This window comes from Nocardia sp. NPDC003999, assembly GCF_053604885.1.
The window spans coordinates 151,494-167,292 of the sequence record NZ_JBSGIB010000009.1 but is presented as its reverse complement, the minus strand read 5'-3'; the positions used below and the strand labels follow the sequence as shown (position 1 = coordinate 167,292).

The 15,799-nt window shown below is 70.5% G+C and carries 17 protein-coding genes; 8 read left to right on the top strand and 9 right to left on the bottom strand.

The features are described 5' to 3' along the window. Positions 1-32: 32 nt before the first annotated feature. Positions 33-554: a low molecular weight protein-tyrosine-phosphatase gene (locus ACWESM_RS19780; protein ID WP_452493001.1), complete on the top strand. Its 522-nt coding sequence runs from the start codon at positions 33-35 to the stop codon at positions 552-554. Further along, positions 554-1,459 carry an SURF1 family cytochrome oxidase biogenesis protein gene (locus ACWESM_RS19775; RefSeq protein WP_364427713.1) on the top strand — a complete coding sequence of 302 codons (906 nt, stop codon included), beginning with the start codon at positions 554-556 and terminating at the stop codon, positions 1,457-1,459. The genes ACWESM_RS19780 and ACWESM_RS19775 overlap by 1 nt, the downstream gene beginning before the upstream one ends. A 52-nt stretch (positions 1,460-1,511) precedes the next feature. Here the strand turns inward: ACWESM_RS19775 and ACWESM_RS19770 are convergent, their stop codons facing one another. Then, positions 1,512-1,910, bottom strand: coding sequence for a VOC family protein (locus ACWESM_RS19770; RefSeq protein WP_397281528.1), 399 nt, complete (start codon positions 1,908-1,910; stop codon positions 1,512-1,514). A gap of 240 nt (positions 1,911-2,150) precedes the next feature. Further along, positions 2,151-3,068 (bottom strand): cobalamin biosynthesis protein, encoded by a 918-nt coding sequence (locus ACWESM_RS19765; protein ID WP_452492998.1) that lies wholly within the window; start codon positions 3,066-3,068, stop codon positions 2,151-2,153. A gap of 137 nt (positions 3,069-3,205) precedes the next feature. Between ACWESM_RS19765 and sigJ the strand changes: the two genes are divergently transcribed. Then, the gene (gene sigJ, locus ACWESM_RS19760) at positions 3,206-4,156 is read left to right on the top strand and encodes an RNA polymerase sigma factor SigJ (protein WP_355072767.1); all 951 of its coding nucleotides are present in this window, start codon (positions 3,206-3,208) and stop codon (positions 4,154-4,156) included. Here the strand turns inward: sigJ and ald are convergent, their stop codons facing one another. Next, on the bottom strand, positions 4,157-5,266 hold the full coding sequence (ald, locus tag ACWESM_RS19755; RefSeq protein WP_356965054.1) for an alanine dehydrogenase: 1,110 nt from the start codon (positions 5,264-5,266) through the stop codon (positions 4,157-4,159). 130 nt (positions 5,267-5,396) lie between these two features. Beyond that, positions 5,397-6,164, bottom strand: coding sequence for an MBL fold metallo-hydrolase (locus ACWESM_RS19750; protein WP_364427697.1), 768 nt, complete (start codon positions 6,162-6,164; stop codon positions 5,397-5,399). A gap of 71 nt (positions 6,165-6,235) precedes the next feature. On the opposite strand from ACWESM_RS19750, the gene ACWESM_RS19745 reads away from it, so the two are divergent. The 3 genes from ACWESM_RS19745 (at position 6,236) to ACWESM_RS19735 (ending at position 8,103) form a co-directional block, all read left to right on the top strand. After that, entirely contained in the window at positions 6,236-7,183 is a 948-nt protein-coding gene (locus ACWESM_RS19745) for a GlxA family transcriptional regulator (protein WP_355072762.1), read from the top strand. Positions 7,184-7,234: 51 nt separating this feature from the next. Continuing rightward, the gene (locus ACWESM_RS19740; RefSeq protein WP_364427694.1) at positions 7,235-7,750 is read left to right on the top strand and encodes a gamma carbonic anhydrase family protein; all 516 of its coding nucleotides are present in this window, start codon (positions 7,235-7,237) and stop codon (positions 7,748-7,750) included. A 167-nt stretch (positions 7,751-7,917) separates the two neighbouring features. Continuing rightward, entirely contained in the window at positions 7,918-8,103 is a 186-nt protein-coding gene (locus tag ACWESM_RS19735) for a hypothetical protein (protein WP_039803648.1), read from the top strand. A gap of 24 nt (positions 8,104-8,127) precedes the next feature. On the opposite strand, the gene ACWESM_RS19730 is transcribed toward ACWESM_RS19735, so the two are convergent. Together ACWESM_RS19730 and ACWESM_RS19725 are read right to left on the bottom strand one after the other, a co-directional pair. Next, the gene (locus tag ACWESM_RS19730; protein WP_355072758.1) at positions 8,128-9,126 is read right to left on the bottom strand and encodes a GAF domain-containing protein; all 999 of its coding nucleotides are present in this window, start codon (positions 9,124-9,126) and stop codon (positions 8,128-8,130) included. 104 nt (positions 9,127-9,230) lie between these two features. Then, positions 9,231-10,043, bottom strand: a complete 813-nt coding sequence (locus tag ACWESM_RS19725) for an SDR family NAD(P)-dependent oxidoreductase (protein WP_356965049.1) — start codon at positions 10,041-10,043, stop codon at positions 9,231-9,233. Between the two features lie 223 nt (positions 10,044-10,266). On the opposite strand from ACWESM_RS19725, the gene ACWESM_RS19720 reads away from it, so the two are divergent. Then, entirely contained in the window at positions 10,267-10,890 is a 624-nt protein-coding gene (locus ACWESM_RS19720; protein WP_355072755.1) for a TetR/AcrR family transcriptional regulator, read from the top strand. 26 nt (positions 10,891-10,916) lie between these two features. Here the strand turns inward: ACWESM_RS19720 and ACWESM_RS19715 are convergent, their stop codons facing one another. Beyond that, positions 10,917-12,722, bottom strand: coding sequence for an Eco57I restriction-modification methylase domain-containing protein (locus tag ACWESM_RS19715; RefSeq protein WP_452492994.1), 1,806 nt, complete (start codon positions 12,720-12,722; stop codon positions 10,917-10,919). Positions 12,723-12,896: 174 nt separating this feature from the next. On the opposite strand from ACWESM_RS19715, the gene ACWESM_RS19710 reads away from it, so the two are divergent. Next, entirely contained in the window at positions 12,897-13,583 is a 687-nt protein-coding gene (locus ACWESM_RS19710; RefSeq protein ID WP_364427685.1) for a nitroreductase, read from the top strand. A gap of 12 nt (positions 13,584-13,595) precedes the next feature. Here ACWESM_RS19710 and ACWESM_RS19705 read toward each other — a convergent pair whose 3' ends face one another. Together ACWESM_RS19705 and ACWESM_RS19700 are read right to left on the bottom strand one after the other, a co-directional pair. Further along, positions 13,596-14,081, bottom strand: a complete 486-nt coding sequence (locus ACWESM_RS19705) for a winged helix-turn-helix transcriptional regulator (protein WP_364427682.1) — start codon at positions 14,079-14,081, stop codon at positions 13,596-13,598. 181 nt (positions 14,082-14,262) lie between these two features. Then, a complete protein-coding gene (locus ACWESM_RS19700; protein WP_355072748.1) occupies positions 14,263-15,696 on the bottom strand; it encodes an acyl-CoA carboxylase subunit beta in 1,434 nt (477 codons plus the stop codon). Between the last annotated feature and the right edge of the window lie 103 nt (positions 15,697-15,799).

Sequence of the window (15,799 nt, the reverse complement as noted above, 5' to 3'; positions counted from 1 at the left end):
TACGTGGCGGCGCCGGAGCGGGACCGGCCAGAATGGCAGGCGTGGGCCTGCTGCACGTCTCGTTCGTCTGTACCGGCAACATCTGCCGCTCTCCGATGGCGGAGAAGATCTTCGCCTCGCACCTGTACCGGGCCGGCCTGGCCAATCGGGTGCGGGTGAGCAGCGCGGGCACCGGTTCGTGGCACGTGGGCGACGACGCCGACCCGCGCACCAGCGCGACCCTGCGCAAATACGGGTACCCGACCGGCCACGTCGCCGCGGCGTTCGGCGCCGAGCACAGTGACGCGGACCTGGTGATCGCGCTGGACAGCTCGCACCAGCGCGACCTCGCCCGCCTGGGCATCCCGGCCGAGCGGCTGCGGTTGCTGCGCGCCTTCGACCCGGACGCCGACGGTCAGGACGTGGCCGATCCCTACTACGGCGACACGACGGACTTCGAACTCGTGCGCGCGCAGATCGAGGCCGCCGTCCCCGGCCTGCTCGACTGGGTGCGCGCCGAACTGGCCGCCGCCGAACCGCCCGACCCGCGCCTCGTCTCCGACGAGCGATCCTGATGCGCAGACTGACCTTCCTGCTTCGCCCCAGCTGGCTGATCCTGGCGGTGCTGGTCGCCGCGTTCGCCTACCTGTGCTTCACCGTGCTCGCGCCGTGGCAACTCGGCAAGAACACCGCCACGTCGCACCGCAACCAGTTGATCGCCGACTCGGTGAAGGCCGAGCCCATCGATGTCACGACCGTGCTCTCCGGCGCGGGGAGCGAGCACACCGAGTGGCGGCGTGTCACCGCCTCCGGCAGTTATGTGCCGGACTCGACGGCGCTGGTGCGGCTGCGCCATCTCGACGGCGCTCCGGGGTACGCGGTGCTCGCGACGTTCCGGTTGGACGACGGGCGCGTGCTGCTCGTCGACCGCGGGCTGGTGGCGGCGGTCGACGGCACGCGCCCGCCGCAGATCCCCGAGCCCCCCGCCGGGCCACAGCGCATCGAGGCCAGGGTCCGGATGTCCGAAGGGGTCACGCCCGGCAAGGACCCGAGCGTCCAGGACGGCTATCGCCAGGTGTACTCCATCGACACCACCCAGGAGACGGCGGTCCTGCGACAGTCCCTGACCGCCGTTCCGACCGGCGGCGAGCGCGGCGGCTACCTGCAACTGGGTGAAAACCAACCGGGCGCGTTCACTCCGACGCCGCTCCCCCAGCTCGATGCGGGACCCTATTTGTCCTATGGCCTGCAATGGCTGGCCTTCGGCATCATGGCTCCCCTCGGCCTCGGCTATTTCATTTACGCCGAGATCCGGGAACGAAGGAAAGAAAAGAGCTCCGCCGCAGAATCGCCCGAGGCCACGTCAGGCACCGAACCGGCCGGGTCCGAGCAGGCTCCGTCGACGGCTCCCAGCGTGCCCGCCGCCGCACCGACCACGCAAGCGCGCCTCGCCGACCGCTACGGCCGCGGCCGCGGTTGATCCCGGCATGGTCGCGGCCGGACTTGCTCGACGCGACGACGGACGATTCGCACTACGGCTGAGCCGGGCCGAGCAGATCCCACCGGTTCCCAGCGATGTCCAGGAAGACCGCCACCTGCCCGTATGGCTCGCTCCGTGGCGCGCCGACGAACTCGACACCGCGCGAGACCATTCGGTCGTACGCCGACCGGAAGTCCTCGACCTGCAAGAAGAATCCGACGCGGCCCGCGACCTGCTGTCCGGTCACCGCGGCTTGCCGCGCACCGTCGGCGCGGGCCAGCAATATGCCGGTTTCGGCGCCGGGTGGCCGCACGACTACCCACCGTTTCGGGCGGCCGTCATTCGTGCGAGCCGCTGAGTCCTCGATCAGTTCGAATCCCAACGAGTCGACGAAGAAGTCGATCGCGGCGTCGTACTCCGCCACCACGATGGTCATGAGCCCGATTCGCACCCGCCGACCCTACCCGAGCCGGGATAATCCGGATTCGCACGATCAGCGCCCCTACACCAGCCGATCGGAGGTTCCGCGCGGCGCCGACGTTGCGGCCGGTGACCGTCATCGCCCGGCGATCGCGAGCGGCCGCGGCCGCCGGTGCGCGGGCCGACCGCCCGCGGACTCCCGCCGTTCGCGGCTGCCCGGTGCGGCGGACGGCTCAACGCCTGATCGCGGCCACCCGCCGCGGCCAACTACTCAACGCCTGATCGCGGCCACCGCGGCGGCGATCACGGTGGCGGTGAGTTGCACCGCCTCCGAAAGGCGTACGGCGCGGCGCAAGTCGTGCACGGTCGGAGCTGGGCCGTCACCGAGCACCGGGCGCATCTCCACACCGTGCGGGTACTCGGTGCGGCCACCCAACCGGACGCCCAGCGCCCCGGCCATCGACGCTTCGACCACGCCCGCGTTGGGGCTGGGATGCCCGGCGGCGTCCCGGCGCCACGCGGCCAAGGCGGCAGCGGGCCTTCCGCCGACCGAGGGTGCGAGCACGGCGGTGAGCAAACCGGTGACGCGCGCCGGGATCAGGTTGGCCGCGTCGTCGACGCGCGCGGCGGCCCAGCCGAAATGCCGGTAGCGCTCGTTGCGGTAGCCGATCATCGCGTCCAGCGTGTTGACCGCGCGATATCCGAGCAAACCCGGAACGCCCGCCACCGCTCCCCACACCACCGGGGCGACGGCCGCATCGGATGTGTTCTCGGCGATGGACTCCAGGGCCGCGCGGGCGAGACCGTCCGCGTCGAGCGCCTGAGGGTCGCGGCCGCACAGCGAGGGCAGCAGCGCGCGGGCGCCGTCGAGATCGCCCCCCGCCAGGCGATCGGCCATCCGGCGACCGGCTCGGGCCAGACTCCGGCCCCCCAGCACGGTCCAGGTCGCGGCGGCGGTCGCGACCACGCCGCCGCGGCGTACAGCCGCGCCGAGTCCGACCACCGCGCCGACGGCCAGCGCCTCGTGCACCAGCCCCGCCGCGCGCCGGTCGGCATAGGTCACCGACTCCAAAGCCGCCACCGCCGAACCGAATCCGGCCACCGGGTGCCACCGCCGCGGATCGCCGAACGTTCGATCGAGCGCGAAGCCGAGCAGCAACCCGAGCGCGGTAGCGGTCCCCTTCTGCACTCGGCGACACTATCGGGCGGGCGGCGACCGTCCCGCACGGCCCGGCCGTGTCACACTCCGCGCCCCTGCGTCGTCGACCTGGTGACGCATCCATAGACTCGCCCCGGCGGGGCCCGAACGACGAACGGCGAACAGACGTGACTTCCGAGCAGCCTTCCCCCGAGCACCTCGACCAGGCCGAGCTGGCTCGGCGGTTCGAGGAGCACCGCCCGTATCTGCGCAGGCTCGCCTACAGCACCTTGGGCAGCCTCAGCGACGCCGACGACGTCGTGCAGGAGGCCTGGCTGCGGTTGCAGCGGCAGTACGAGAGCGGCGCCGCCGGTGAGATCGACAACTTGCGGGCCTGGCTGTCCACCGTCACCGGCAGGCTCGCCCTCGACCACCTCGGCTCCGCCCGTGTGCGCCGCGAACAGTACGTGGGCGAATGGCTGCCGGAGCCGGAGGTGACCAGCTGGGACGACCCCGCCGACCGGATCACCCAGGACGAGCGGGTCACCACCGCGCTGCTGGTCGTGCTCGAGTCGCTGTCGCCCGCCGAGCGCACCGCGTTCGTACTCCAGGACGTCTTCGGCATGAGCGGCCCCGAAGTCGCCGAAGTGGTCGGCCGCACACCGGCCGCCGTCCGCCAGCTGGCTTCCCGCGCACGCAAACACGTCGAGGAGGGCACCCCGCGCTTTCCCGCCTCCCCCGACGAGCAGAAGAAGGTGGTGTCGGCCTTCGCGCTGGCGTGGCGTTCCGGCGACCTCGGCGCCCTGCTGGGCGTCCTCGACACGAACGTCAGCCTGACCGCCGACGGCGGCGGCAAGGTGCCCGCGATCCGGCAGCCCGTGCACGGCGCCGAGCTCGTGGCCAAGCTGCTGCTCGGCTGGTACCAAGTGGCGGGCGGCTGGGGCCGCGCGGTGCTGGTCAACGGCCAGCCCGGACTGGTGGTCTTCGACGGCACCCACACGGGCGTCTTCTCCTTCACCGTCGACGACGGTCGCATCGTCGCGATCGACGTGGTCCGCAACCCCGACAAGTTGCGCGACCTGCCCACCACCGGTGAGCCCGACTGGCACCTGGGCGGAAGCCGCACCGAGCGGGAGTAATCAGCCCGCGACGCCGAGCGGCCGCGAGTATCCGTGCGCGGCCGCGACTTCGGCCGACAGCAGCCGCCCGGCGTCCGCGGTGAGCCCGTGCGCGAGATCGGGGTGCCGGGCGCATGCCTCCTGCCAGCCGAGTTCGGCGATCGCCCGCACGTAGGGCAGGGTCGCGTTGGTGAGCGCGATGGTCGAGGTGTGCGGCACCGCGCCCGGCATGTTGGCGACGCAGTAGAACAGCGAATCCGCCACCCGGAAGGTCGGATTCGCGTGCGTCGTCGGGTGGGCCGAGGCGAAGCAGCCGCCCTGGTCGATGGAGATGTCCACCAGCACCGCGCCGGGGCGCATACCGCCGACGAGCTCATCGGAGACCAGCTCCGGCGCACGCGCACCGGGAACCAGCACCGCGCCGATCACCAGATCCGCCGACAACACCGCGCGCCGGACCTCCGTGGCGTTCGACGCCACGGTGGCGATCCGCCCGTCGAAACGAGCGTCGAGTTCGCGCAACCGATGCAGGTTGGTGTCCAGCACGCTGACGCGCGCCCCCATGCCGACGGCGACCGCGGCCGCGTTCGACCCCGCGACGCCGCCGCCGAGCACCACCACTTCCGCCGGGCGCACGCCGGGGACGCCGCCGGGCAGCAGTCCGGCGCCACCGAGCGGCGCCATCAGGTGATACGCGCCGACCTGGGCGCCGAGCTTGCCCGCGATCTCGCTCATCGGAGCCAGCAGGGGTAGCGACCCGTCGGCGGCGCGCACCATCTCGTAGGCGATGGCGGTGATGCCCGAGCGCAACACGGCGTCGGTGCATTCGCGCGACGCCGCCAAGTGCAGGAAGGTGAACAACACCTGCCCACGGCGCATCCGCTGATACTCCTGCGCGATCGGCTCCTTCACCTTCAACACCAGGTCGGCTTCCCGCCACACCTGGTCGGCGTCGGGGACCAGGCGGGCACCCACCGCGGCGTAGTCGGCGTCGGGAAATCCCGATCCGACGCCCGCGCCCGCCTGCACCAGCACGTCGTGTCCGTGCCCGGTCAGTTCCCCGGCGCCCGCCGGAGTCAGGGCTACCCGGAACTCTTGATCCTTGACCTCCTGTGGAACTCCGATCCTCATACCGCCATCGTGGCCCCGGCGCGGGGCCGACGCCACGACCGACGCGCCGAACGCGCACGGCGACCACCCGAGCCACGCGCGCCGGGTGAGTTTCTCGGCACGTTGCCCAGCTGAGTTCGGACGACCCGTCTCACACGGTGGTGGTGCGTCCCAGCGGCGGTATCCGCAACTGCTCGGTGCGGCCGCCGTAGCGGAAGACACGGCCCAGGTGGTCGAGCGTCTCGCTGAAGTGCGCCCAGCCTTCGGCGTGGACGGGCACGATCACCGCGTCGCCGAGCGCTTCGGCTGCCTCCAGCGCGGTGCGCGCGTTCAGGGTGACGTCGGTGTCGCCGAAACGGCCGACGTTCGCGGCGCCCACGTTGAGCACGGCGATGTCGATGCGGCCGATCCGCTCGACGATCTGCCGTACCAGGTCGACGGAGGCGTTGTCACCCGAGACGTACACCGTCGGTTCGCCTTCGGCGCGCAGCACGAACCCGGTGACGATGCCGCTGAACGGCTCGCAGCCCTCGGGACCGTGCAGGGCCGGCACGCCGGTCACCTGCACGCCGTGCACCGTCACCGTCTCCCAGTTCGCCAGCCCGCGCACTCCTTCGATCCGGGTCGCCGCGCCGGGCGTGGACAGCACGGTCGGCACCGTGGTCAGCAACTTCCGGCCGGAGTCGTCGAGGTTGTCGGCGTGTTCGTCGTGCGAGAGCAATACGACGTCCACGGGGCCGACTTCCGCCTGCGATACGGCAGGCCCGACGAGTTTGTGCAATGTGATGGGCCCCGGGTAATCGCCCGGCTCGTCGAAGGTGGGGTCGGTCAGCCAGGTGCGGCCCGCGTAGCGGAACCGCACCGTGGGACCGCCGATGTGCAGGAGTTCCAGGCCGGTGCGTTCGATCGTCTCGCTCATGCCGTTGATCTTGTCCCGCCCGCCCGCCGCAAGCCAGTGGCCCGCGAGCCGCTTACCGTTAAGATCAGGCCATGCGTACGGTGGCCGTCCTGGCGTTCGACGGAGTCAGTCCCTTCCATCTGTCGGTGCCCAGCCTCGTCTTCGGCCGGGTCGGCGTCGAAGGGCCCGCGCCGTATCAGGTGGACGTGTGCGCCGAGCGGCCAGGAACAGTGCGCACCCCGGCCGGATTCGACATCCACGTCCGGCACGGACTCGAGACGCTGACGCGGGCCGACACCGTCGTGATCCCGAGCTGGCGACTCGGCGCTCCGCTGTCCGCCGACGTGCGCGACGCCCTGCGCACCGCACACGCCGGCGGCGCCAGGATCGTCGGGCTGTGCCTGGGTTCCTGGGCGGTGGCCGCCAGCGGACTGGCCGACGGCCGCGAGATCACCACGCACTGGGCCTCCGCCGCCGAGCTCGCCCGTGCGTTCCCCGCGGTCCGGGTCCGTGCCGACACGTTGTGGTCGGATCTGGGCGATGTCGTGACCTCCGCCGGGGTGGCTGCGGCGCTGGACTGCTGCCTGCATCTGGTCCGCGGCGATCTCGGCAGCAAAGCCGCCACCGAGCTGGCCAGGTCGCTGGTCACCGCCCCGCATCGCAGCGGCTCCCAGGCGCAGTACATCCCCGTCGCGGTGCCCGACGCCGCCGACGACGATCCGATCGAGCGCGCCATGGTTTGGGCGCGCACCCATCTCGGCGACCCGGTCGACCTGGACGGCTGGGCCCGCGTCGCGCTCATGTCGCGGCGCACCTTCACCCGCCGCTTCCGCGACCGCACCGGCACCAGCCCCCAGCAGTGGCTGCTGCTCCAGCGCACCGATCGCGCGCGACTACTGCTCGAATCCACCACCGACACCGTGGAACGCATCGCCGTCGACACCGGATTCGGCACGGCGGTGAGCCTGCGCCACCACTTCCACCGCATCCTCGGCACCAGCCCCGCCGCACACCGCACCAGTTTCCAAGGACAGAACTGACCGGGACGGGCCGCGGGTGGCCGCACAGCCGAGCCCGCTAAGTTCATGGCCATGCGGATTCAGCTGGGCGAGCATGCGCCGGAGATCGATGAGAGCGCGTGGATCGCGCCGAACGCCACCGTGATCGGCCGTGTCCGGCTCGGCGCCGAGGTCAGTGTCTGGTACAGCGCGGTGCTGCGCGGCGACCTGGAGACCATCAAGCTCGGCGCGCGCAGCAATATCCAGGACGGCTGCGTGCTGCACGCCGACCCGGGCTTCCCGCTGACCGTCGGCGCGGGGGTCTCGGTAGGGCACAACGCGATCCTGCACGGGTGCACGATCGGCGACGACGTGCTCGTCGGCATGGGCGCCACCATCCTCAACGGCGCGGTGGTCGGACCCGGCAGCTTGATCGCGGCCAATGCGCTGATCCCGGAGGGCGCGCGGATTCCGCCCGGTTCGCTCGTGGCGGGCGTGCCCGGCAAGGTGCGCCGGGAACTCGGTGCCGAGGAGCAAGATCGCATTCGCCTGAATGCGACTGTCTACCTAGCAAATACAGCCCAACATCGCACGGCGAATGAGGTGTGAAACAGGACACACTGATCAAATGTCCATTAGAGATCGCTGATAGCATTCAGCCAGCGTGCCCGGCGACCCGGGCTCTCCTGTCGACACGGTTGTCGTGCGACTTGTAGCGCAGTGGTGAACCCACCCGGGTCGATGGGTGGGCGAGCGTGCAGGCAGGAGGTATCACGGTGTCGTACGTGCAGTCGGGTGTGCACGGGCCCAAGGGCCGGATCAGCGTCGCCGACATCGCGGCCCAACCGGGGGGAGTCGAGGCACTCCAGCGCCGGGTTCATGAATTACGTTCTCGCGGTGTGGATTTCGCCGCGAACGCGATCGAGAAGGAAATGGCCGAGCTGGATCTGCCGCGCCAATGACTTCGACGCCACGCTCACCGCGGATCACGATGCCGCGGTGAGCGTGGCGAGTCCGGCCGTGGTGTGCTGATCCAGCGCCATCAACGCGGCCCGAATTCGTACCGTTTGCCAGCCACCGTCGACCCGGCGCAGGCGCACCGTCCCCTCGGTACGATGCCGCGCCAGATCTCGCGACATGGTTCGCGCGGTCGCCAGATCATCCGGATGAATCTGCGGCCTCGGTTGCCCGGGGAGATCCGCCCAGGCGACGTCCGGCATGGGTGGCCCGATCCACCGGATCAGCCGCAACGAGCGCAGATTGACGATCGCGCGGTACTCGCCGGGTTCGGTGGCGGCTTCCAGCACCGCGTACTCCAGGATCGTCGGCGGTGGAGCGGCGGAGACGGCGGTGGCCGCGCCGATGTCCTGGGTCACCCCGCGCAGCAGCACATGAGGCTCGCCCGCGTCGTCCGGCTCGGCGACGATCCGGCAGGCGAAATGCCCGGCGCGCAGAGCGTCGTCGTCGCGCCGGATGGTCCAGACCGCCTGATGCTCGGTGCCCGGCGCCGAGTTGACGATCTTGGCCAGCGCCTCGCTCTCGTCGCGGTTGGCGACCAGCCGGGTGAACGCGCCCGCGATGGCCAGCTCGGCGGCACGGTTCTCCGGCGCGACGCCGTACAGGTCCAGCAGGTCGATACTGCGCACCGAGCGGTTGGCCGTGAGATCGAAGTACCACGCCCCCATCGGGTCGGCCGCCGCGACCGGCTCTTGCCGCGGGCCCACCCACAGTCGTACGGCATGCGCCCGCCCCGGTGCGATGAGCAGCGGCTCGGCCCGCACCGTGCGCCGCCCGTCGCCGGAGACGCACGCGACCGGCGCACCGGTGGCGCATGCCCGCCGCAGCGCCGACTCCGCGTCGGCCCGCGACAGCGGATTGCGCACGATGTTGCTCAGCGGCACGAACGCCTTCGGCGCGGACCCCACGGCGATCACTCGCCCCGGCTGGCCCGAAAAGCAGTCCAGCAGCAGCCATTTCGTCACCATCCGCGCCCCCGCACGTCATCATCGGCGGTCCACCGTAACTCGTAATATGCTCGGCCGGTTGTCATTTCGCCCTCCCCGTCCCTGACCGCGCATCCGGCGTGCGGTCAGGACCGGAATACCATGTCCAGCACCTTCTCGTGGTACGACCCCGCCATTCGTGTGACCAGGTCCACAGCGATGGCATCGATTCCGACCAGGACTTTCGCCTCGCCGCGCGCGGCGCCGCGCAGAATGGTCCGCGCAGCCGCTCCCGGGCTGGTCCGCGCCACATGTCCCTCGAATCGGCGCACCACCGCTTGCGCGTCGACGCCCGGCGCGACGCTCGCCGACCGGGCGATCCCGGTGAGCACTCCGCCGGGATACACCCCGGTGACCCGCACCGAGCCGCCCGCCGCACGCATGTCCTGGCGCAGCGAGTCGGTGAAACCGCGTACGGCGAACTTCGCCGCGTTGTACGGCGCGTGCCGCGCGACGGCCACCAGCCCGAACGCCGAGGACATATTGACGACATGCGCGCGATCGGCGGCCAGGAGATGGGGCAGGAACGCCTTGGTCCCGTTGACCACACCCCAGAAGTCGACGGCCATCACCTGTTCGAAGTCGCTGAAGGGCGACTCCAGCACGCCGCCGACGTGCAGGATGCCCGCGTTGTTGAACAGTGCTTCGACCCGCCCGAACCGGGCGACGGTCCGCTCCGCGTACGCGAACACCGCCGCCCGATCGGTGACGTCCACCGTGCTCACCGACGGCTCCCGGCCGACGGCCGCGCACAACACCCCCGTCTCGGCCACGGCATCCGCCGACTTGTCCGACAGCGCCAGCGATGCCCCCGCGCCCGCCAATGCCACCGCCAGCGCCCGGCCGATGCCCGAACCCGCGCCGGTGACCGCCACCACACGATTCGCGAAATACCCCATGGCTCAACCCCTTTCCGGACCGGCCGGAGTCGCGGCCGGACACCGACCACAGGCTAGTCAGCCGAATCTGGACGCGCGACCCACTCCATCCGGCCGCTCCTCGGCAATGCCGGGTCACGCGGCGTCCACCCAATGAAATAATGGACGTTCCCGTCCGCACCCGTCGCGATGCCGCGCCCACCGGCCACGGCCCGGCGACCGCGCCGAACCTACTGGAGATCCGATGCCAACCCTCTCGCCCATGTTGCAGCGCATCCTCGAGAAGCCGGTCGCCGACGGCGAAAAGCTCCTGGAAAGCGCACTCTCGGCATTCCTGGACTTCGGTATCAAGCGGACCAGCATGGGCGAGATCGCCCGCCGCGCCGGGATCAGCCCGGCCACGCTGTACCGGCGCTACGAATCCAAGAACGACCTCGTCGAGGCGGTCAGCGTCCGGGAGGCACAGCGCTTCGTCGCCGCGATCGAGAAGCAGGTGCGCACCGTCTCGGGCAACGACGATCAGCTCGTCGAGATCTTCGTCGCGTTCATCAGCGCCATCGCGGGCAACGAACTGCTGCGCAGGCTGCTGCGCACCGAGCCCGACCTGATCCTGCCCCGGCTGACCACCGAGGCGGGGCCGATCCTCGCCGTCGGCCGCGACTACCTGGCCGAGAAGCTGCGCGAGCTGCGGAACGCCGGTGGCACGCACGACTTCGACGCCGATCTGGTCGCCGAGATCATGGCCCGGCTGGCGCTGTCGCTCGCCCTCACCCCCGACGGCCTGATCCCGGTCAGCGATCAGAACGCGGCGCGCGAGTTCGCCCGCCGCACGCTGCTGCCGATGGTCGGCGTCCGGGTCAGCGCTTAATGGGCGCTGTCGGACGCAGTCCGTCTTCAGCCCGCGCATGGCCGGAGCGAAGGCGGAGGTACGCGCAATCCGACGCCGAACGCGGCGGCCACCCGCTCGTCCAGCTCGGCCCGCGCCGCCGCATCCGGCGCCCGGCCCTCCACGAACTCGCGCACCAGATCGATGACTCCCGCCGACCGGGCCGCCGCCGGATCGGGCACCGGCAGCCGTGACACATATTGGGTGATCCACCGCCGCCTGCCCGAGTACAACCGATTGCCGCAGACCACGTCGTAGAACCGCAATCCCAGCGCCGAATTGGCCACCCCCATCAGCAGGTATGCCAAGCGCGTCGCCTCCGTGGGCGCAGCCGCCAGATCGGGCAGCGAGATCCAGTAGCAGTCGCCGTTGACCACCGCGCCCGAGCTGTCCAGCGCGAAACGCGGACGGTCGCTGATGTCCGGGAATACCAGCTTCGGCTGCTGCCACAGGTGCGGGCGCTGCGGCACCCAGATCTCGTACCAGGCGCGGCCGCTCTCGACGACATAGCGTCGCCCGGCCAGTGTGCGACGATGCGACCGTAGATACGCGGCGGCGGCGGGGTATTCGCCGAGATCGATCGGCGTGCGGCGGGCACAGGCCAGGTCGTAGGGATACAGCACGCGAACGTCGCGGGCGCGTGGGGCCCGCCACGGCGCCAGATCGTGATGAGTGATCAGCTCCAGCAATAGTTCGGGCTCGGGACACAGGTCGGCCTGTGCCCAGCGGTCGGAGATGAACACATGGTCGGCGGTCGTCTTGATGCCGACCCGGATGCGCGCCACCTCGCCGAAACTGCGCCAGGTCGCCGCCGCTATCCGCGCCAGCCAGGAATCGATCGCATCGTGCGACATCCGCCACGCGGCCTCCGGCTCCCGCGCCGCACCTCGGAGCGTCCTTCGTTCCGCCGTGACATCCGGCGTGGCGTCACTGGTCGAACTCTCATCGCCACCCCGACCGGCTCCGGGGGCCCCGGGCGGCCCGGACCCCGTTGCCAACGTGCCGACCTCGACGGCGAAGGTCCGGCCGTTGTACTCGACGATCGAGCCGCCCGGGTCGAGCAGCGCCTCGAACAGCGTCTTCGCACCTGGTGTTTCGCCGATGGCCTCGTAGGCGGAGACGTAGCGGCAACCGTCGCCGTGGATCGCGCGGCGCGCGATGGTGATCGCGGGCAGCACAGCGGCGGTGAACAGTTTGGTGTCCCCCAGGTCGTACAGCTCGACCGGAGCCAGATCGGTCAGCAACAGCCGCCGGATGTTCGCGCCGGCCTTGGTGGTCAGGAATCGGTTGGCACACAGGAGGCCGAGCACACCTCCCGCGGCCAGCAGCCGGGGCAGCGTCGCCACGAACGGATGGGTCAGGTCGATCCGCCCGCTCAGACCGAACCGCTTGCTCAGCAATTGCGCGGTCGATCCGCCCAACTGCTGGGTGCGCACATACGGCGGGTTGGTGATCACCGCGTCGAACGAGCCGTCCGCGAGCCGCGCCTCGACCGCGAGGAAGTCCGCCCTGTGCCAGTGCGCGTCGATCCCCGCCGAGCGGGCGCGCTCACGGGCGACCGCGAGCGCGCGGGCGTCCAGGTCGTAACCGGTCAACACCAGACAGGCACCGGGAAACCGGGCCGCGACCTCCTCGTGCACGGCGAACAGCAATTCGCCGTCGCCACAGGCCGGATCGAGCACACGCAGGACGCCCGCGTCCGAGGGCTCGGCATGGCGCAGCAGCCGTTGCGCCAGGAACCGCGCCAGCACGGGCGGCGTGTAATGCCTGCCGTGCCGTTTGCGGTCCCGCGCGGCGGGAGCTTCGGACGCCATATCGGGATTCTGCCTGGCGCGACCGCGCCCGTTGCCGCAACGCGGGCAACACTTTTGCGCCCCGCGCGCGTCGCGGCCGACTCGCCCGGCGACGGCGTGGCGCCCGGCTTTCGCGTCGGAGCGTTCGATGCTAGCGTTCGGTCTCGAAATAAGACTGCCAAAGGAGGCGGGGGAATGACCGTGACGACCGACGACTTCACAACCCTGACCCGAGTGCTCGACGAACGGTGGACCTGCAGGCAATTCCACTCGCAGCCCGTCGAGCGCGACACCATCCGCGCCCTGTTGCGGCTGGCCCAGCGAACGCCGTCGTGGTGCAACACCCAGCCATGGCAGGTCGTGGTGACGGAGGGCGCCGGAACGGATCGTTTCCGGAAGGAACTGGTCGAACACATCGCGACAGCCACGCCCGCGTCGGATTTCGAGTTTCCCGCGCAATACACCGGTGCGTACCGGGACCGCAGGCGCGAATGCGGAAAGCAACTGTACGACAGCGTCGGCATCGCCAAAGGCGATCACGAGAAGACGATGCGGCAGGCCGTACGGAATTTCGAACTCTTCGACGCGCCGCATGTGGCGATCGTGACCAGCGAAGCCGATCTGGGCGTCTACGGAGCGGTGGACTGCGGTCTGTACATCGGCAGTTTCCTGCTGGGCGCGCAGAGCCTCGGTCTCGGCGCGGCGCCGCAGGCGGCACTCGCCTCGTACTCCCCTTTCGTCCGGGAGTACTTCGGCATCCCGGAGCATCGCAAGGTCGTCGCCGGAATCTCCTTCGGATATCCGGACCTCGATCATCCCGTCAACGGCTTCCGCACCACCCGGGCCGACGCCGACGAAGTCGCCACCTGGTTCGCCGACTGACACCCGAGGGCGTCAGCGCGCGCTACCCGCGGTCGCCTCGGCGCCGGTGACGCCCAGCAAGCCCGGTCCCGGCTTCGGGGTGACATCGCGTGCGGTGAGTTCGGCTCCGCACGAATCGCATTCGAGCCGGACGTGGGCCTCGCCCGCGCACTCGTGATGGGCGTAACGCACCGGAGGCCCTTCCGGCGCCATGTAAGCATCGCCCCAATCACGGATGGCCAGCAGAATCGGGTAGATGTCGTGCCCCTTGGGGGTGAGGCGGTACTCCTCGTGCGCACCCACGGCGGCCTTCTGCTTGACGAGGATGCCGTGCTCGATCAGCCGGTCCAGCCGATCCTGCAACCTGCTGCGCGAGATGCCCAGTGCGCTCTGGAAGGCGTTGAACCGCCGGATCCCGGAGAAGCAGGACTTGAGGATCAGCAGCGTCCAGCGATCACCGAAGATCACGAGCGGGCGCGTGATCGAGCACGGCACGTCGGCCAGTTCTTCGTAGCGCACCTCCCGATGCTACCGACCACCGAGCCGCTCCCGCCCCGTGAGACTTCACGACCTCACCCGCTCGAACTGCGTGCGACACACCAAACAACCGACTCCACAGCGCCGCACGAGCCCGTCGGTGCGAAATCCGGAAAACGCGAAGCGGGCCCCGGGAATTCCGGAGCCCGCTTCGGTGCGTAGATCAGAGCGGAATGTTCTTGTGGTGGCTGGCGCGGGCCGGGGCCGCGGCGAGCGCCGCCGCGATAATGCTGCGGGTCTTCGCCGGGTCGATGACCTGGTCGACGACACCGATGGCGATAGCGCGCTCCACGCCGCCCGCGATGCGCTCGTGTTCGGCGGTGAGCCGCTCGTGCAGCGCCTCGCGCTCCTCCTCCGGCGCGGCCGCGAGGGCCTTCTTGTGCAGGATGCCGACCGCGGCCTTGGCGCCCATGACGGCCACCTCCGAACCCGGCCACGCGTAGACCGCCGTCGCGCCGAGCGAGCGGGCGTTCATCGCGATGTAGGCGCCACCGTAGATCTTCCGGGTGACCAGCGTGACCCGCGGAACGCGCGCCTCGGCGAACGCGTGCAGCAGCTTCGCGCCGCGCCGGACGACGCCTTCCCACTCCTGGCCGACGCCGGGCAGGTAACCCGGAACGTCGGTGACCACGATCAGCGGAATGCCGAACGCGTCGCACAGCCGCACGAAACGCGCCGCTTTCTCCGCGCTCTCGGAGTTCAGGCAGCCGCCGAGACGGATCGGGTTGTTCGCCAGCACACCGACGGTGCGCCCACCGAGACGGCCCAGACCGGTGACGATGCTGCGGGCGTACCCGCCCTGCAATTCCTCGAACGACGACTCGCCGTCGACGTTGTCGAGCAGCTCGTTGATGATCGGCTTCACGTCGTAGGCGCGCTTCGCCGACTCCGGCAGCATCGCCTTCAGGTCGACGTCGCCGTGCTCGGCCGCGACCAAGTCGAATTCGCCCTGCTCGGCGAACATCGACACCAAGCGGCGAGCGCGGTGCAGCGCGTCGGACTCGTCGGCGGCCACGATGTGGGTGACGCCGGACTTCTTACCGTGCGTCTCCGGCCCGCCGAGGGTGGCCATGTCGACCTGCTCGCCGGTCACGCTGCGCACCACGTCCGGGCCGGTCACGAAGACGCGGCCTTCCGGAGCCATGATCACGATGTCGGTCAGCGCCGGGCCGTAGGCGGCGCCACCGGCCGCGAAGCCGAGCACCACGGAGATCTGCGGGACCAGGCCGGACGCGCGGACCATGGCCTCGAAGACCAGACCGACCGCGTGCAGCGCCTCGACGCCCTCGGCCAGGCGAGCGCCACCGGAGTGCCACAGGCCGACCACGGGGACACCGGAGTCGATGGCGGTGTCGATGGCGTCGACGATGTGCTTGCAGCCCTCCACGCCCATCGCGCCGCCCATGACGGTGGCGTCGGAGCAGTAGGCCACGGTGCGGACGCCGTCCACCTCGCCGATGGCGGCGAGCACGCCGGACTTGTCGCGCGGGTGTAGCGGAAGAATGGTGCCGGGATCGAAGAAACGCTGGAGCCGGCCGAGCGGATCGCGCGGGTCGGTCGTCGTCTCCTGATGCAACGCGGGAGCGATGATTGTCATCGCGTTGTCTCCTGACCTCGATAAGTGCGCCGCTGCCGCGGCTGCGTATGGCGAAACGCGGCGGGGCCGACCACGTCAGATGGCCGGCCCCGCCGGAATCGTT